At 36.8% G+C, this 17,260-nt stretch carries 16 protein-coding genes; 4 read left to right on the forward strand and 12 right to left on the reverse strand.

Annotated elements, in window-relative coordinates:
* The first annotated feature begins 14 nt into the window (after nt 1-14).
* Nucleotides 15-1,988: a transglycosylase domain-containing protein gene (locus FLB_RS09925; RefSeq protein ID WP_064715795.1), complete on the forward strand. Its 1,974-nt coding sequence runs from the start codon at nt 15-17 to the stop codon at nt 1,986-1,988.
* A gap of 89 nt (nt 1,989-2,077) precedes the next feature.
* Here the strand turns inward: FLB_RS09925 and FLB_RS09930 are convergent, their stop codons facing one another.
* Nucleotides 2,078-2,359 carry a TM2 domain-containing protein gene (locus FLB_RS09930; RefSeq protein WP_064715796.1) on the reverse strand — a complete coding sequence of 94 codons (282 nt, stop codon included), beginning with the start codon at nt 2,357-2,359 and terminating at the stop codon, nt 2,078-2,080.
* 79 nt (nt 2,360-2,438) lie between these two features.
* Nucleotides 2,439-3,386, reverse strand: a complete 948-nt coding sequence (locus tag FLB_RS09935; RefSeq protein WP_064715797.1) for a 2-hydroxyacid dehydrogenase — start codon at nt 3,384-3,386, stop codon at nt 2,439-2,441.
* A 208-nt stretch (nt 3,387-3,594) separates the two neighbouring features.
* Here FLB_RS09935 and nhaA point away from each other — a divergent pair, with 208 nt between their 5' ends.
* A complete protein-coding gene (gene nhaA / locus FLB_RS09940; RefSeq protein ID WP_064715798.1) occupies nt 3,595-4,761 on the forward strand; it encodes a Na+/H+ antiporter NhaA in 1,167 nt (388 codons plus the stop codon).
* Nucleotides 4,762-4,816: 55 nt separating this feature from the next.
* Complete coding sequence (locus FLB_RS09945) at nt 4,817-5,686, forward strand: DUF4349 domain-containing protein (RefSeq protein WP_064715799.1); 870 nt, start codon at nt 4,817-4,819, stop codon at nt 5,684-5,686.
* 129 nt (nt 5,687-5,815) lie between these two features.
* Here FLB_RS09945 and proC read toward each other — a convergent pair whose 3' ends face one another.
* The 10 genes from proC to FLB_RS09990 form a co-directional block, all read right to left on the reverse strand.
* Nucleotides 5,816-6,592 (reverse strand): pyrroline-5-carboxylate reductase, encoded by a 777-nt coding sequence (gene proC / locus FLB_RS09950; RefSeq protein ID WP_064715800.1) that lies wholly within the window; start codon nt 6,590-6,592, stop codon nt 5,816-5,818.
* Between the two features lie 77 nt (nt 6,593-6,669).
* The gene (gene mgtE, locus FLB_RS09955; protein ID WP_064715801.1) at nt 6,670-8,022 is read right to left on the reverse strand and encodes a magnesium transporter; all 1,353 of its coding nucleotides are present in this window, start codon (nt 8,020-8,022) and stop codon (nt 6,670-6,672) included.
* A complete protein-coding gene (gene rsmA, locus FLB_RS09960) occupies nt 8,012-8,791 on the reverse strand; it encodes a 16S rRNA (adenine(1518)-N(6)/adenine(1519)-N(6))-dimethyltransferase RsmA (RefSeq protein ID WP_064715802.1) in 780 nt (259 codons plus the stop codon). Before rsmA ends, mgtE begins: the two co-directional genes overlap by 11 nt.
* 126 nt (nt 8,792-8,917) lie before the next feature.
* Nucleotides 8,918-9,229, reverse strand: a complete 312-nt coding sequence (locus FLB_RS09965) for a DUF4286 family protein (RefSeq protein ID WP_064715803.1) — start codon at nt 9,227-9,229, stop codon at nt 8,918-8,920.
* Between the two features lie 142 nt (nt 9,230-9,371).
* Nucleotides 9,372-11,153, reverse strand: coding sequence for a tetratricopeptide repeat protein (locus tag FLB_RS09970; RefSeq protein ID WP_064715804.1), 1,782 nt, complete (start codon nt 11,151-11,153; stop codon nt 9,372-9,374).
* Between the two features lie 123 nt (nt 11,154-11,276).
* Entirely contained in the window at nt 11,277-12,548 is a 1,272-nt protein-coding gene (gene serS, locus FLB_RS09975; RefSeq protein WP_064715873.1) for a serine--tRNA ligase, read from the reverse strand.
* Between the two features lie 171 nt (nt 12,549-12,719).
* Nucleotides 12,720-13,850, reverse strand: coding sequence for a DUF664 domain-containing protein (locus tag FLB_RS09980; RefSeq protein ID WP_064715805.1), 1,131 nt, complete (start codon nt 13,848-13,850; stop codon nt 12,720-12,722).
* Between the two features lie 119 nt (nt 13,851-13,969).
* Nucleotides 13,970-14,509 (reverse strand): hypothetical protein, encoded by a 540-nt coding sequence (locus tag FLB_RS09985; protein ID WP_064715806.1) that lies wholly within the window; start codon nt 14,507-14,509, stop codon nt 13,970-13,972.
* An 82-nt stretch (nt 14,510-14,591) separates the two neighbouring features.
* Nucleotides 14,592-14,762 carry a hypothetical protein gene (locus FLB_RS14390; RefSeq protein ID WP_197488954.1) on the reverse strand — a complete coding sequence of 57 codons (171 nt, stop codon included), beginning with the start codon at nt 14,760-14,762 and terminating at the stop codon, nt 14,592-14,594.
* A 21-nt stretch (nt 14,763-14,783) separates the two neighbouring features.
* A complete protein-coding gene (locus FLB_RS09990; RefSeq protein ID WP_064715807.1) occupies nt 14,784-15,011 on the reverse strand; it encodes a CDGSH iron-sulfur domain-containing protein in 228 nt (75 codons plus the stop codon).
* Nucleotides 15,012-15,168: 157 nt separating this feature from the next.
* Between FLB_RS09990 and metG the strand changes: the two genes are divergently transcribed.
* Nucleotides 15,169-17,223 carry a methionine--tRNA ligase gene (gene metG / locus FLB_RS09995; protein ID WP_064715808.1) on the forward strand — a complete coding sequence of 685 codons (2,055 nt, stop codon included), beginning with the start codon at nt 15,169-15,171 and terminating at the stop codon, nt 17,221-17,223.
* The last annotated feature ends 37 nt before the right edge of the window (nt 17,224-17,260 follow it).

A 17,260-nucleotide genomic window follows, 5' to 3' on the forward strand; every position in this document is an offset into this window, starting at 1 on the left:
GTGAAACCCCAAATATGAGAATAAACAAACAAAAACTGCTTTTGGCGGCCAAAATACTTTTAGCAGTCCTCCTACTAGTGGTGGGTGGTTTTATCTTTTTTAGAGACTCCCTTTTAAACCAAGCGTTAGATAAAGTTTCGACCAAAATGACGCAACAGTACAACAGCACTTTTTCCGTAAAAAAAGCCTCTTTTGATGGTATGAACGGCGTCGATTTATACGATGTGGTTTTAGCTCCCAAAAACGCCGACACGCTTTTGAATATTAAAAAATTAAAAACGAGTATTAGCTTCTGGAACCTTTTTATAGGAGACATTCAACTGCAATCTTTGGAACTAAAAGAAGGATACATTCAATTGGTAAAAAAAGGAAAGGTCAAAAATTTTGATGCTTTTTTGAAAAAAGATGAAGAACTCAATCTAGAAAACTCCGATAGCAAAACCGATTATGCCGCCACAGCGTATCGAATGATTTCGAGGTTGCTCAACTTGGTTCCAACCGATATGAGCATCGAAAAATTAGCTTTCAAGATTGACGATAATGGCAAAAAAGCAATCATCGATATCGAAAAACTAACTTTAGCCAATCAAGAACTCAACTCCTTAATCACGGTAGAAACGGGCACTTTCAAGCAACATCTGAGTATGAAAGGCTTGGCCGACCCAAGAAACAGAAAAGCCGATATTCGTATTTTCAATAAAGATACTGGCGCCATTCGTTTGCCTTATGTAGACGAACGTTACAACCTCAAATCGAGTTTTGATTCGATTCATTTGAATGTTGACAACATCGAAAAAACGATGGGCGAATTCCATTTAGATGGCTTTGCTACGATAACCAATTTACACGTCAATCATCCCAAAATTGCCAATAAAGATGTGGTCATCAAAAAAGCGCGTTTTGACTACCGTTTTCTTCTGGGTTCTGATTTTATTTCTATTGATAAAAGTTCAACATTGCAACTCAATAAAATAAAATTGAATCCGTATATGGCTTACGAAACCGAATCGGATACCATCTATAAACTGCAAGTAAGTATTCCAAAAATGAAGGCGCAAGACTTTATCGTTTCCCTTCCTGATGGTTTATTTACCAACTTCCAAGGAATGGAAGCCCAAGGAAATTTTGAATACAACTTGGATTTTAAATTCAATAAAAACAAACCGTATCAATTGGTTTTTGATAGCAAATTGAATAAAGAAAACCTCCGAATTACGAAATACGGCAAAGCCAATTTAACGAAAATCAATGGCGAATTTGTGTACCGAGCGATCATCAAAAACGTATTGCAGCGCCCTATTATAGTAGGAACAGAAAATCCAGATTACACCCCTTTGGACCAAATTTCTCCCTATTTACAAAAATGTGTGCTCACTACCGAGGATCCTTCCTTTTTTCGACACAGAGGTTTCATCAACGAAGCTTTCAAACAATCGATTCTCAAAAACATTCGAACCAAAAAATTTGCGCGTGGTGCAAGTACCATCAGTATGCAATTGGTCAAAAATGTATTCTTGACCCGCGAAAAAACCTTGTCTAGAAAATTAGAAGAAATTTTATTGGTTTACATCCTCGAAAACAACCGAGTCGTGAGCAAAGAGCGCATGCTTGAAGTCTATTTCAATATTATCGAATGGGGACCTGATGTGTATGGAATTGGCGAAGCCAGCCGTTTTTATTTCCAAAAAACACCCGCCGAATTAGACTTGAACGAATGTTTGTACTTGGCTAGAATCATCCCAAGTCCTCGTAAATTTATGTACCAATTCAATGACGAAGGCAACCTGAAAGACTATGCCGCAAAACAGCAATTGTACCTGACTAATTTAATGAATAGACGAGGTCTACTTGCGCCAGAAGATTCCATTTACAAATCGAAACCTTTCTTCATTACTGGTCAAGCCAAGTCATTTATCAAATTGCGGGTGCCAGACAGCACCAAAATTTCGGTTGATTCTTTGGCGACAGAACTCCCATTTGAATTTTAGCGTAAAAGCTTGTTTTTACCCAATAAAAAAAGAGGCGGTCTATTGTATACTTTATTACTAGACCGCCTCTTTTATATTGGATCGGTAGATTAAAACCATCCCCTTTTGCCCACTTGGTACGTTTGATAAAACTCTTCGTCTGATTTGGTCAAATAGATAATGCCTTCAATAAAACCGATTATCCCTCCAATTCCACAGGTGACAACTCCAATTACTAGTTGAATAATTCCTTCTTTTGTGTATCCTAGAACAAATTTATGAATTCCTAACCCACCAAAAACGATTGCTAAAACTCCAGCAATTATTTTTTTGTTTTCGGGTTGGGTTTTAGGATAAGAGGTGTTCCATGATTCGTTTTTTGTTTCTTCCATGATGGTAAAATTTAGTTAGTTATTTAGTTAGTTGTAAATCTATAAAAAAAGTTGCACATTTTTCATAACCAACAGCTTATCATTTAGTATAAAGTAGCTTTATTTTGTCTACAATCACCTGAGCCAATCGCTCATGACTCTCGTAAGTCCAGCCAGCGATATGTGGCGAAAGTAAAACTTTAGGGCTTTTCAGTAAGTAATCAAAAGCTTCGGGCGTGTTTTTGTCATTAAACAAAGTTTCAAAAGACAATTTCTCATACTCCAATACATCTAAGCCTGCACCTAAAATTTTTCCAGATTCTAACGCTTGAACTAAATCGGCAGTAACTACATTTTTTCCTCTAGAAGTGTTAATCAACCAAAAAGGGTTGGAGAACGATGCGATAAAATCAGCATTCACCATTTTATCCGTTTCAGGTGTCCATGGAATATGTAAACTTAGGACATCCGCTTTTTGTTGTAATCCTTCTAGTGTAACTTGTTGGGCATTGGCATCGCCTACACCGGGCAAAATATCGTGACAGATTACCTCAACATCAAACCCTCGCAATTTTTTGGCAAAAGCCTTTCCCATATTTCCGTAACCAATAATCCCAACGGTCTTCCCGTCTAGTTCATGACCGCGATTGCTTTCTCGGTTCCAATGGCCTTTTCTAATTTCAGTATCGGCTTGGTTGAGTTTATTAAAAAGCGATAATATCATTCCTAAAGCATGTTCGGCAACTGCATTTCGATTGCCTTCTGGAGCGGCTATAAGTGCAATATTTCTAGACGTTGCGTAATCACAATCTATGCTTTCGAGACCAGCACCTACACGGGCTATGAACTGTAAATTAGTGGCTTTGTCGATGAAATTTTTATCAATTTTGAAACGGCTACGAATCACGATGCCGTGATATTGTTCGATTTTTTGTTCAATTTCTTCTATAGAAGAAGTAAAGTCTGCTTCATTATAATATCCTGCTTGTTCTAATTGATTCCAAAGTACAGGATGATTACTATCTATGTGAAGGATTTTGATTTCCATGAATTCTTAATTTAGCCTTCAAATTAACGAAAAAAATTACGGTTTATGTTTTCTTTAAAACAGTTCCTTCTAAAATAGTTTAATTTTGCAAAAATTTATCTTTGGATTTCATTTACGCTTAAGATCGCTCTTGACCTTTAAAATTTCGCTATATTTACGGCAATGGCAAAAAATAAATGAAAAAATCTACTACAACTATTAAATTCTTATGAAATTAACAAAAACATTTAAAGCCTTTTTTGAAAGTGAAAAATCAGGAGGACTGTTGCTTCTTTTTGTAACACTGCTTTCTTTATTTCTTGCTAATTCAAGCATACAAACTGATTACATCGCTTTTTGGAAAACTCCATTAGGACATCATTCTATTACCGATTGGATCAATGATGGCTTGATGGCTATTTTCTTTTTAATGATTGGATTAGAACTAGAACGTGAAATATATGATGGAGAATTAGCCAACATCAAAAATGCTGCCTTACCTATTTTTGGAGCCTTGGGTGGAATGGTTGTTCCTGCTGGGATTTTTTTAGCGCTAAATTTTGGTACAATTACTCAAAATGGAGCGGGTATTCCTATGGCTACAGATATTGCTTTTGCTATTGGAATTTTGTCGTTACTAGGCAATCGGGTTCCTGCTTCTTTAAAAATATTTTTAACGGCATTGGCTGTCATTGATGATTTAGGAGCCATTATCGTGATCGCTGTATTTTATACGGATTCGATTGCATTACTAAATTTGTTTTATGCTTTGGCGATTTGGGGTTTCTTATTCATCTTAAACAGAAGAAAAGTGCACAACCTAATTCCTTATTTATTAGGTGGTGCCGCAATGTGGTATTTTATGCTAAATTCAGGAATTCATGCTACGATTACCGGCGTTATTTTGGCCTTTGTAATTCCGTTTGGGGATGGTGGACCACAAAGTGCTTCCTACCGTTTGCAACACTTTTTACATAATCCTGTGGCATTTTTTATTCTGCCTTTATTTGCTATTGCCAATACTGGGATTCCTATCACGGGAGATTGGCATGAAGGATTATTGCATGATAATTCAATCGGGATTATTGCTGGATTGGTCATTGGGAAGCCTTTGGGTATTTGGTTGTTTTCGTTTTTGGCGGTGACTTTTGGCGTTTGTGCTTTGCCGAAAGAATTGCGTTGGAAAGATATTATTGGTGCTGGAATGTTAGGTGGAATTGGATTTACGATGTCGATTTTTATCACCTTATTGGCTTTTAAAAATGACGGAGAAGAAATCATCAATTATTCTAAAATTGCGATTCTAATTGCTTCGTTTTTGGCAGGAACCCTTGGTTTTATTTGGCTAAAAATCAATTTAAAAGCAAAGAAAACTAAAAAGAAAAAAGCGGTTTAGGTAGCTCAAAATAATTTATTTTTACATTTTAATCTTATAAATAAATCATCTGATAATGACTACTAGAATCTTCCTTTTAATTGTTGCTTTTCTGTTTTTAAGCTGTAAAAAGTCTGAAGCCTTTTCAGAAGGTATGAGTATACAAGCCATCAAACTTCCTGCAAAAGCTGACCAAGTAAAATTTGTAAAACCTGAAGTAGCCAATGCTGAAGAAACAAGTTATGAAGCAAATGAGTCAGATAAAAAGATTCCTGTAGAGCAAAAAATCATTAAAACGGGCTCCGTTCGTTTTGAAACCAATGACTTAGAGAAAACATATCAACAAATTATTCTTGCAGCAAAAAAGTATAAAAGCAGCCTGCAAAATGATAGCGAAGGAAAAGAATATGGTTCGATTTATAAACGAATGACTGTTCGTGTTCCTAGCCAAAATTTTGATTTATTTTTAAATGAAATTTCTCAAGGAGTTACTTTTTTTGATACTAAAGAAGTTGCTGCAGAGGATGTAACAGAACAATACATTGATATTGAAGCTCGACTCAATGCCAAAAAAAGACTTGAAAACCGTTATCTTGAGTTATTAAAGAAGGCAACTAAAGTTATAGAAATCCTAGAAATAGAAAAGCAACTTTCAGCTATTCGTGAAGAAATAGAAGCGAAACAAGGGCAACTGCTTTATTTGCAAAATCAGATTTCGATGAGTACAATTACCATCGAATTTTACAAAACTGTTGCTGAAAATGAAGGAGCTACCATTTCTTATGGTTCAAAAATTTGGAATGGAATTGTATCTGGTTTCAATTCATTTTCTGATTTCTTGATTAATTTAATTAGCGCATGGCCTTTCCTTATACTATTGGTAGCGGTTATATATTGGATTAAAAAGTGGTTAAAAAGAAGAGCACAAAACAAAAAGAATTCATGATTTTTACGCGTGAGGGATAGGAGCTAGCTACCGAAGTAGCGCGGATAGCCCGACACCCTAAAGCAAAGGGGCCGACTCACGACTAGCATGAGTTGGCCCCTTTGCTTTAGGGTGGCACGCCCAAATAACTTACCCTTTAATTTGTTTTAAGGACGTTTTGATACCTCGAATGAGTGAGGAACTGAAACCGTGCATTTCCATTTCGTTGAGTCCTGCGATGGTACAGCCTTGCGGTGTAGTTACGCGGTCGATTAATTGTTCGGGGTGGCCTTTTTCTTCAAGGAGCATTTCGGCGGCACCTTTTACGGTTTGTGCTGAAATGGCCAGAGCCGTTTGCCAATCGAATCCAATTTCGATACCCGCTTGCATAGACGCTCGGATGTAACGCAGTGCAAAAGCCGTTCCGCTGGCGGCCAAAACGGTGGCTGCGTCCATCAATTTTTCATCGATAATGGGTGCTGTTCCTAAGTCTTGAAACAATTGTACTACGGGTTGAGCCGCTTCTTTGTTTTTTTCGTTGAATGCTATACAAGTCGCTGATGCTCCAAATTGGGCAGCGATGTTGGGCATGATTCGGATGGCGCTGTGAGAAGCTCCTATTTTGTTTTGTAAATTTTCGATAGATAAACCACTAACGGCTGAAGCAATGGTTTTGTTCGTAATTACTGGAAGGATTTCGGTCAATACCATATCTACTTGATAAGGTTTGATGGTCAAGATAATTAAATCGGCTTCCTGAATAGCTAAGGTATTGTCTGTCGCAACGGTAATTCCTAGATCTTGTAAATATAAAATGCTAGCCGTGTTGCGTCTTGTGATGGTGATTTGATGGCCTTGTGAAAACTTGGCTAAACCTAGGGCAATAGAAACACCAAGGTTTCCGCCTCCAATAATGTGTACTTTCATGGTTTGGTTTTTTCCTCCCCCCAGCCCCCTCCAAAAGAGGGGGAGCCGATATGGGAATGTGTTATTTTTATTACTTATTAAAATCCTAACACCAATTTGGCAATAGAAAAATAAATCAAAATTCCGCAAATGTCATTACTAGTGGTAATAAATGGCCCTGTTGCTAATGCAGGGTCGATACCAAATTTGTCTAATAACAACGGGATAAAAGTACCAATTAATGAGGCAATAATTATCACGGAAACCAATGCAATTGTTACAATTACGCCAATAATTACCTCTACATTCAGCAGAAAATGGCTTCCCAAAAACAAGATACTGGCTAAGATTAATCCGTTTAAAAGGCTTAAAGAAATTTCTTTGACCAAACGATTGAACAGGGAACCACTTAAGGTATTATTTGCCAAACCTTGGACAATAATAGCTGAGGATTGCACCCCAACATTTCCAGCCATCGCAGCAATTAGGGGAGTGAAAAAGAATAATTTTCCGTGTTCGGCCATGGCACCTTCAAACAATCCAAGCACGCGAACGGTGATAAATCCACCTAATAGCGCCAAAACCAACCAAGGCAAACGCGCTTTGGTCAATTCCATAATACTATCATCGGCCTCTACGTCTTGGGAGATACCCGCTGCTAACTGGTAATCTTTGTCGGCTTCGTCCTTGATTACGTCTACGATATCATCGATGGTGATTCTGCCGACTAAACGCCCTAATTCATCAACTACAGGAATGGCTTCTAAGTCATATTTTTGCATGATACGAGCGACCTCGACATCTTCTGTATCTACGTTTACAAAATTTAACTTTCTTATGTACACATCGCTAATAGCGGTTCTTGTAGAAGTGGTTAATAAATCTTTAAGAGACAAACGTCCTTTGAGTCTTTCATCATCATCTACCACATAAATGGAGTGTACGCGTGATATATTTTCGGCCTGAATTCGCATTTCTTTGACACAAGTGAGCACGTTCCAGTTTTCGTTGACTTTCACTAACTCTTTGTGCATGATTCCCCCAGCGGTATCTTCGTCATAGCGCAACAATTCGACAATGTCTTTGGCGTGCTCAACGTCTTGTAATTCTGAGATTACTTCGGCTTTGATGTCTTGAGACAATTCTGCGATAATATCGGCCGCGTCATTGGTTTCTAATTCATCAAGCTCTTCAGCGATTTCTTTTGGGGATAATCGACTTAAGATATTTTCTCTCAAATCGTCTTCTAGCTCTAGAAGGATTTCGGCTGTTTTTTCGCTATCTAAAACTTTAAAAATATAGGTAGCCTCATCAAATTCTAGTTCGTCTAGAACCTCGGCAATATCAGCATGGTGCATGTCATTCAATAACAATTCCAATTTTACATCGTTCTTGCTTTGAATGAGTTGCTCTAACTCTTGAATGAGCTCTTTGCTGATTTTAAACTCCATCGGCTTCTATTTTTTGAGTTAAGGCAATAAATTCGTCTACACTTAATTGTTCTGGGCGAATATCAAATATTGGATCTTCTCTTAGTTTATCGGACAAATTTAAGGTTTTTAAACTGTTTCGCAAGGTTTTTCTACGCTGTTGAAAGGCCGTTTTTACCACAGTAAACAAGAGTTTCTCGCTACAAGGCAAGGTGTAATTTTCTTTGCGACGCATGCGCATCACACCCGATTTTACTTTTGGCGGCGGATTGAATACGTGTTCGTCAACCGTAAATAAATATTCGGTATCGTAGAATGCTTGTGCCAAAACCGAAAGTATGCCATAAGTTTTACTTCCTTTTTTCTCGCAAATGCGTTCGGCAACTTCTTTTTGAAACATACCCGAAAACTCCGGAATTTGATCTCTAAACTCCAAGGTTCTGAAAACAATTTGAGTCGAAATATTATAAGGAAAATTGCCAATAATAGCAAATTGTTTCCCTTCGAAAACGGAATTGATATTGTATTTTAAGAAATCTTCGGATATGATTTTATCCTTTAACTTTGGATAATTGGCATCCAAATACGCAACAGATTCCGTATCGATTTCTATAACATAGGTGTCGATAGGTTTTTCTAATAAATACTTGGTCAACACACCCATTCCTGGTCCAATTTCTAAGACATCGTTGTAACCATCTAAGCTCAAGGTGTCGGCAATGGCTTTGGCAATGCTTTCGTCTTTTAGAAAGTGTTGTCCGAGATGTTTTTTGGCTTTTACTTTTTCCATAATCATTTTTTTAACCGCAAAGGCAGGAAGGCGTTAGGGTATTTATGCGTTCTAAAATTCTTTTTTTATAACATTGTTAACGGTTTGAAATTCGTTGCTACAATATCATTCGTTCCTACGGAACTTTTAATGCTCCGAAATCACTTGTAATTCTGTTCTGAAAGCTAGCATTTTGTCTCCAAATAATTTTAAGCCTTCTTCTCTTAAAGCTGGAGCGTCTTCATCATAATACTTTTGAAGGGTAGCCTTACTGTCTGTCGTGTATTGCACCGAATAGGTAAGCCCACCCATTTCTTCTTCGACTAAAACGCGAACTAATCTAGCATTTATAAATTTGCCCGTAGCTAACATTTCTGGAATGTGCTTGTGCTGCATCCAAATCATCCATTTGTCGTGTACACTTTCGTGAATATTGATGGTAACGTTGTATATAATCATAATAAGCCCCCTAACCCCCGAAGGGGGAATCCTACTAAGGGGAAAGTAGGGTTAAAATTTCACTCTTTTTTATTCTTTATTATTCAATTTAGTTCAAAATCTTATTGTTTCGCTTACTCCCCCTTTGGGGGCTGGGGGGATTTTAGGGCGCTAATATATCGCCTCTTAATTGTCTGAATTTTTTCCTAGCCTCAACGAAGTAAATACTGTCTTGATGGTTAAAAATCATTTTTTCATAAAGCGGTTTTGCTTTTTCGGGGTCGTTTAGGTATTTCACGTACAGTTCTGCTGCAAAAAACAAGGCCTCGTCTATGTAAATGCCATCACTATGTTGGGCAATTATGGCCTGATATTGCTGTAATGCCTGAATATAATTACCAGTCGTCTCATACAATTTACCTAATCGTAAAAGAGTCACTGCCTCAATTTCTTGCCCCTTGAACTGCTGTAATATCTTTTGGAAATGAGCAATTGCTTCATCGTTGCGTTTTTGATACATCAAATAGTCGCCTTTGGCAAATTGCTTTAAAGCCGTTTGAGTAGAATCGGCAACGGTATTGTCATTAATTAATAAAAAATACTCCAAAGCATCATTGGCAATCAATTGCGTATTGGCAGATTTTAATTCTTTAAATTGCTTCAACGCCCAGTCAAAATCGGTTTTAAAATAACTTGTTTTTGCTGCTTTTAAACTGGCTTCATGCGCCATTACATCGTTCTTCAAATCCAATTCAATTTGAGAATAATACAGCAAAGCTTGATTGTATTTTTCTTCAAATAAAAAAATATCGGCCAGCTCCATTTTGGCATCGGCAATTTGGTAATCGTTTAGCGGAAGCGTCAATGCTTTAGTAATAATTGCCTTGGCTTCTTCTGGTTTTTTTAAACTAAAAGCCGTAAAATGTGCTTGAATTAATTGCAATTTCAGTGTAAAGGGATTGATTTCAAATTCTTGTAACAAGGTTTTTAGCTGCGTATCAATTGCGCCAAAATCAGCAGGTTTTGCTTTGGCCAATTTCATTTCGATTAAGTACGTATTGGCTTGTATCAACGTTTCTAAATCCTTGGTGTTTTCTAAAACAAAGCCCAAAATTTCGGTTGCTGCTTCGGTTTGGTCTTCCTCAATGGCCATTTGTCCCAAGCTTACAATTTCTGCTAAGGATTCTGGATTGCGTTTATAAATGGCTTTTTCTTGAATAAAGGCTTTACCAAACTCTTTTTGTTGCACATAAAACCAACTCAAATACTGATTCCAGAAAATGTCTTGGTCTTTTTGAGTACGCAAAATCAACGCTTTTTTTAAAGAATCAGAAAATGAGGTATCGCTCTCATCCGACATGTAGCGCGACAATTGATGCTGAATCAAATTCGAATTTTGCGGATTAATAAAGGCTTCATCCAAAAATGTGGTAATCATCAAATCGGTTTTACCCAATTGACCATAAAGTAACGCCATTTGATAATTGAAGTTAAAGGTCGCATCTATTTGAGCCGCGGTTTGGTAAGCTTTTACGGCATATTCTAAGATTACTTTTTTTTCAAAGGCATTGGCTATACCATAGACTTCGTTAGGATTTTTTCGAATACTTTCTAACGCTTGTTCATAATAACTTTTGGCTTTGGCTTCATTTTTTTGCAACTGCCAATTGTAGCCTATTTCGACTAATAAAAAAGCTTGCTTGTATTTAGCATAACGCGTTTGAATTGTTTTTTCTGCCAATTCAAATTGCTGTAATTGCTGGTAGCAATCGATTGTTCTGAGAAAATATTGGGAGTTTTGCGGGATACTTTTGAGCAGTTCTTCGTAGCCTACTTTGGCTTTTTCAAAATCTCCTTTTTCGTAAAAATATTGAGCTAATTGTTCGTTTTGCGAAAAACAAATCCATGAAAAAAACAGTGCGATATGTAAAAAGAGTTTTTTCATTATTCGATTTTCACTAAATATTAATTTCTCCTAGATAAACTATATAACCGCAAATTCGCAAATTATTCTATTATTACAATAAAAAAAAATTTGCGAATTTGTGGTTAAAATAAATTACCAGTACTAGTCAATTATGTCAAACCCACAATACGGACGTAACACTTCTGGGATTACGATTCCGTCTGGAGTTTGGTAGTTTTCTAAAATTCCGGCCAAAACTCTTGGCAAAGCCAAAGAACTTCCGTTCAAGGTATGCGCCAATTGATTTTTTCCGTCTTTGTCTTTGAAACGTAATTTCAAACGGTTGGCTTGGAAGGTTTCAAAATTAGACACAGATGAAATTTCTAACCAACGGTCTTGTGCAGTAGAAAACACCTCAAAATCATAGGTCAATGCCGAAGTGAATCCCATATCTCCTCCGCACAAACGCAAAATTCGGTACGGTAATTTTAGTTCCTGCAAAATATCTTTAACATGTTCTACCATACCATCCAAAGCTTCGTATGATTTCTCTGGATGTTCGATACGAACAATTTCTACTTTATCAAATTGGTGCAAACGGTTTAATCCACGTACGTGTGCTCCATAAGAACCTGCTTCACGACGGAAACAAGGGGTGTAAGCGGTACATAATATTGGCAATTCGTTTTCACTTACAATAACATCTCTAAACAAATTGGTTACAGGAACCTCAGCCGTTGGAATCAAATACAAATCATCAATAGTAGCGTGATACATTTGCCCTTCTTTGTCTGGCAATTGACCTGTTCCGTAGCCTGAAGCTTCGTTTACTAAATGAGGCACTTGCATTTCTTTGTAGCCCGAAGCTGTGTTTTTATCTAAAAAATAATTAATTAAAGCACGTTGTAAGCGAGCTCCTTTTCCTTTGTAAACAGGGAATCCAGCACCGGTGATTTTTACACCCAATTCAAAATCGATGATGTCGTATTTTTTTACCAATTCCCAATGTGGTAAAGCGCCTTCGTGCAACGTAGGAATGTCACCTTCTTGAAAAACGTTTAGGTTATCATCTGCCGATTTTCCGTTTGGAACAATATCCGCAGGAAGGTTAGGCAAAGTATATAATTTTTGAGTTAATTCTTCGGCCAAAGCGTCTGCTTTTTCTGCCAACTCTTTACTTTTTTCTTTTAAAGAAACAGTTTTTTCTTTAAGAATAGCGGCTTTTGCTTTCTCGCCACTTTTCATCAAATCACCAATATCTTTGGATAATTTATTAGATTCAGATAAAGTGTTGTCTAAAGCCACTTGAGTAGCGCGACGTTGTTCGTCTAATTGTATCACTTCGTTTACAATACTGTTAGCGTCAAGGTTTCTTTTGGCTAAAGCGTTGATTACTTTTTCTTGATTCTCTCTAATAAATGCGATTTGTAACATAATTTTGTTTTTAACTCTTATATTTAAGGCTATTTGCGCCCACAAATTTAAGGAAATGTTTGATAAGTACTAGACAAAGTTTTAGGAAAAGGTTTTTCGATTTGGTCTCATAAAAACCTCTCTTTGAATTATGCTCAAAGAAGGTTTTGTTCTTGAAGGACTGACTAAGATTTAATTTTTAATCTTCTGTTCCAAAATCACTTCTTTTTGAGGCGGGATTCGTTTTTTTAGAAACAAGATTTGTCCTAAATGACTGGATTGATGCTCCATCACATGAAACCAACAATAATGATTGGTTACTTCTTCTTTCATCACTTGTTGGTTGAACCAGGCATCATCTCTCTTTTTTAGTTCTGCAATTGTTTTATTTCGTACCTCATTATAAATGTCTAAGTAATATTGCATCTCATGTCCTTTCCATTCATCACGACCGCCTTTGTCTAAGTCTAAGGCAGTACTCCATTTTGCTTTCTCCTCAGGCGTAAATTCTCTATTTTCAAAAGTAAGCACTTGATAGTATTTTTCGGCAGCGGCCAAATGCATAATTAGCGAACCAATTCTATTGGCTTTTTCATCATGTAAATAATCCGTTTCGTATTGGTTCATGTTTTTCACAGTACGTTCGACTCTGTCTTTTAAATCCTCAAGCATCGAAATCATGGCGCCTATTTGAGGAGAAGCCCCTTCAACATTGCCTATTTTACCAGTTTCTTTAATTACAATTCCAGTGCCTTCAAGAAGCAAACTTGAATTTCCCGCTACTGCACTTTTATCTATAGAAACGGCATATTCTTTCACTTTTCTAACCTTTCCTTTTTCAACTCCAAATTCCCATTTTTGAATTTCTCCGTTTTTAAGCGCCATTTCAAAACCAGCATTCATGATTGCATAGGGTTCTAATACGCCTTTGGCATTTTCTATAAAAAGTTCGAACTTGTCAAAATAGAATTTACCGTTGTAAGAACAGATGCCTCCAAAATTTAAGGCTTTTGAATTTTCATCAATAGTTCCTTCTACCGTGTAGGCTTGCCAAGAATTGGATTTAATGGGTCTATCCTCCATGTTATCAAAAAAATCTACTCCTTCCGTTTTTTTATCAACTCTTGACCAAATACCAGCCCAAGCTTTTGGTTCGTTACTTTCGACTTTGACCGATGCCACCACTTTGAATTTCTTTTTTACTTTGGTTTGAACATCAATAGTTTGACGAAATGCCACCCAGTCATTAGATATTACTCTTTGATCTTGTGCATTTGTCGTGACCACACAAAATAAGAGGAATAAGTAGAATACTTTTTTCATTCGTATGTATTTCAAAATTAATATGATGATTTTAGTTTATTTAAAATTTTTAAGAGTAATTTCTAGTGGCTCAAATTTATTTATTTTAATCTTGATTAAGCAAAATTTGTATCTCCTTACTATTCCCTTTTGATCTCATGTCCTACAAATTCTTCCAAAGTAGCAAACATATCGTCTACCGAAAGCACTTCGAAATCTGGGTGGGATTTCAAAAAATTGGCATTTAAAGTCACTAAGTTTTCCTCTATTTCAAAAAAAGCATCGGTATTGAGTGCGTCTCGAACAGGATTAACGCCTTCTAATTTTCCTTTCAGAAATTTATTGAGTTTCACGCTACTCATCAGTTTTACCTTTTTGGTTTGTTGTTGAAATAATTCCAAGTGTTTTTGGGCACCAATCAATGCCAAACCTTCTTCGATTAACTCATTCAACTCTGCATTCCAACCCGAATGATGCACGAATTGCGCAAAATTCCCCATCAAATGTTGCGTGTAATAATAATCCAAATAATAGCTAGTCAAGGCATCTTCATGAATGAGTTCATCATCGACTCCTTCCTCGCGCATTAAATTGATTACCGAAATGTTAGAATGAATAACATCCTGAAGATTCTCACTATTAAAAGCTGTTTCTGAAACGATGATTCTACCGAATTCCATAGGTTTTTGTATTTGAAATTTAGCAACAAATTTCGTAGAAATAATTGAGTTGCCTTCGTTTTTAACCGCAAATTAGCATAGATCACTCTGAATCAGATTCGTTTGCTTTCTTTTGGGCGTTCATTTTGGCCACCAAAGCTTTTAATCGCAAGGCTTTTTCTCTTTTTTCTTCTTGCAATTTTGCTTTCTTCCGATTAAGTAATTTGGTGTGCAACGCCTTGTTTTTGGTGTTTTTTTCAGGTCCTTTTGCCATAACCTTTAGGTATTTATGAATCTAATTTTTCTTCATTGGAGGTAAATCAAATGCTTTCGATTCGCCTTCAAAAGTATTGCGGTGGGAACCATCACAAAAAGGCTTATTCGAAGACAAACCACATCGGCACAAGCCCAAGGCAGTTCTTCCCTCAAGTCCATAAACATTTCCGTCTTGATCTACTATTTCAAATTCTCCTTCAATTTTTATAGATCCGTTTTTGTTGATTGTTAGTTTCGTCTTGTTCATACTATGGTTTTGTTTAGAGCCCAAAGATTATGAAATTAAAATTGATATTTCGCTTTTCAAATCTTCTTTTTTACATAGAGTACAGACAAGTCACGACTTGTCCCTACGACCCTATCATAAAAAATCTTATTTTTGCAGGCAATAAAACAGAATAAAGATGCAGAATCCAAAAAGATATACCATTACAGCAGCATTACCTTATACCAACGGACCCATTCATATTGGGCATTTGGCGGGGGTTTACGTGCCTTCGGACATTTATTCACGTTATTTGCGTTTGCAAGGAAGGGATGTTGTGTTTGTTTGTGGAAGCGATGAACATGGAGTGGCTATTTCGATGAAAGCCAAAAAAGAAGGCATTACGCCGCAAGAAGTAATTGATAAATACGATGGAATCATTAGAAAATCATTTGCTGATTTCGGAATTTCATTTGATAATTATTCTAGAACTTCGGCGGAAATTCATCACAAAACGGCTTCTGAATTCTTCAAAAAATTATACGACAAAGGTGATTTTATCGAAGAAATTACCGAACAATTATACGATGCCAAAGCCAATCAGTTTTTGGCCGATCGTTTTGTAGTAGGTACTTGCCCAAAATGTGGTAACGAAGAAGCCTACGGTGATCAATGCGAAAAATGTGGCTCTACACTTAACGCCACTGACTTAATCAATCCTAAATCAACCATTACGGGAGAAACGCCTATTTTGAAGTCTACCAAACACTGGTTCTTGCCTCTAGATAGATACGATGCGTTTCTGAGAGAATGGATTTTGGAAGGTCATAAAAATGATTGGAAACCTAATGTATACGGTCAAGTAAAATCTTGGATTGACGGCGGATTAGAGCCTCGTGCCGTTACTCGTGATTTAGATTGGGGAATTGATGTTCCTGTTGAAGGTGCCGAAGGAAAAAAATTATACGTTTGGTTTGATGCGCCAATTGGTTACATTTCGTCTACCAAAGAATGGGCCGCCAGAGAAGGTAAAGATTGGGAACCGTACTGGAAAGATCAAGATACCAAATTGGTACATTTTATCGGAAAAGACAATATCGTTTTTCATTGTGTGATTTTCCCAGCGATGTTAAAAGCAGAAGGAAGCTACATTTTACCCGATAATGTTCCAGCAAACGAGTTCCTGAACTTAGAAGGGAATAAATTATCGACTTCGAAAAACTGGGCTGTTTGGTTGCACGAATATTTAGAAGAATTCCCAAATCAGCAGGATGTGTTGCGCTATGCCTTGACTTCGAATGCTCCAGAAACCAAAGACAACGATTTTACTTGGAAAGATTTTCAGGCTAGAAACAACAACGAATTGGTGGCCATTTTTGGAAATTTCATCAATCGTGTGGTGGTGCTAACGAATAAATATTACAACGGAATTGTTCCAACCCCAAATGAATTTTCTGAAGTAGATGAACAAACTTTAGAAGAATTGAAAGCTTATCCAGCGGTTATTTCTAGTTCTATCGAAAGATACCGATTTAGAGAAGCCTTGGGCGAAATGATGAATGTAGCGCGTTTAGGAAATAAATATTTGGCCGACGAAGAACCTTGGAAAATGGTCAAAACCGATCCGGAACGTACCAAAACCCAAATGTTTGTAGCCTTGCAAATTGCAGCTGCTTTGAGTTCACTTTGCGAGCCATTCTTACCGTTTACGTCACAAAAATTGTTACGAATGCTAAACATCGATGTCAATAATTGGAATTTAGATTTTGACAATTGGAATTTACTACCTGCAGGTCACCAAATTGGAGAAGCAGAATTGCTTTTCTCTAAAATTGAAGACGAAGCGATTCAAAAGCAAATCGACAAATTAGAAGCTACGAAAACGGCAAATAGCGCTGAAAATAAAAAAGCTGAACCACAGAAAGAGTTGATTCAGTTTGAAGATTTTGCCAAAATGGATATTCGCGTAGGAACTATTTTGGAAGCCGAAAAAATGCCAAAAGCAAATAAGTTATTGATTCTAAAAGTAGATACTGGAATTGACGTACGCACCATTGTTTCAGGAATTGCAGAAAGTTTTAAACCCGAAGATATTATTGGAAAACGAGTAACTGTTTTAGTAAACTTAGCACCAAGAAATTTACGTGGCGTAGAAAGCCAAGGCATGATTTTGATGACTTCTAATGCAGAAGGGAAATTGGTTTTCGTTAATCCAGATACGGAGGGTGTAAGTAATGGTGAAACGATAAATTAATTAGCAGTAACTATAACAAAACTTTATAATTCGTTCT

This window comes from Flavobacterium succinicans, from assembly GCF_001662485.1.
Lineage (GTDB): Bacteria > Bacteroidota > Bacteroidia > Flavobacteriales > Flavobacteriaceae > Flavobacterium > Flavobacterium succinicans_A.

Excerpts from the sequence above, each read along its gene's own strand:
- FLB_RS09935 (WP_064715797.1), bottom strand. The coding sequence starts at position 3,386 with ATGGAAATCAAAATCCTTCACATAGATAGTAATCATCCTGTACTTTGG.
- FLB_RS09965 (WP_064715803.1), bottom strand. The coding sequence starts at position 9,229 with ATGATTATATACAACGTTACCATCAATATTCACGAAAGTGTACACGAC.
- FLB_RS09925 (WP_064715795.1), top strand. The coding sequence starts at position 15 with ATGAGAATAAACAAACAAAAACTGCTTTTGGCGGCCAAAATACTTTTA.
- FLB_RS09980 (WP_064715805.1), bottom strand. The coding sequence starts at position 13,850 with ATGAAAAAAGTATTCTACTTATTCCTCTTATTTTGTGTGGTCACGACA.
- metG (WP_064715808.1), top strand. The coding sequence starts at position 15,169 with ATGCAGAATCCAAAAAGATATACCATTACAGCAGCATTACCTTATACC.
- proC (WP_064715800.1), bottom strand. The coding sequence starts at position 6,592 with ATGAAAGTACACATTATTGGAGGCGGAAACCTTGGTGTTTCTATTGCC.
- serS (WP_064715873.1), bottom strand. The coding sequence starts at position 12,548 with ATGTTACAAATCGCATTTATTAGAGAGAATCAAGAAAAAGTAATCAAC.
- mgtE (WP_064715801.1), bottom strand. The coding sequence starts at position 8,022 with ATGGAGTTTAAAATCAGCAAAGAGCTCATTCAAGAGTTAGAGCAACTC.
- rsmA (WP_064715802.1), bottom strand. The coding sequence starts at position 8,791 with ATGGAAAAAGTAAAAGCCAAAAAACATCTCGGACAACACTTTCTAAAA.
- FLB_RS09930 (WP_064715796.1), bottom strand. The coding sequence starts at position 2,359 with ATGGAAGAAACAAAAAACGAATCATGGAACACCTCTTATCCTAAAACC.
- FLB_RS09990 (WP_064715807.1), bottom strand. The coding sequence starts at position 15,011 with ATGAACAAGACGAAACTAACAATCAACAAAAACGGATCTATAAAAATT.
- FLB_RS09970 (WP_064715804.1), bottom strand. The coding sequence starts at position 11,153 with ATGAAAAAACTCTTTTTACATATCGCACTGTTTTTTTCATGGATTTGT.
- FLB_RS14390 (WP_197488954.1), bottom strand. The coding sequence starts at position 14,762 with ATGGCAAAAGGACCTGAAAAAAACACCAAAAACAAGGCGTTGCACACC.
- FLB_RS09985 (WP_064715806.1), bottom strand. The coding sequence starts at position 14,509 with ATGGAATTCGGTAGAATCATCGTTTCAGAAACAGCTTTTAATAGTGAG.
- nhaA (WP_064715798.1), top strand. The coding sequence starts at position 3,595 with ATGAAATTAACAAAAACATTTAAAGCCTTTTTTGAAAGTGAAAAATCA.
- FLB_RS09945 (WP_064715799.1), top strand. The coding sequence starts at position 4,817 with ATGACTACTAGAATCTTCCTTTTAATTGTTGCTTTTCTGTTTTTAAGC.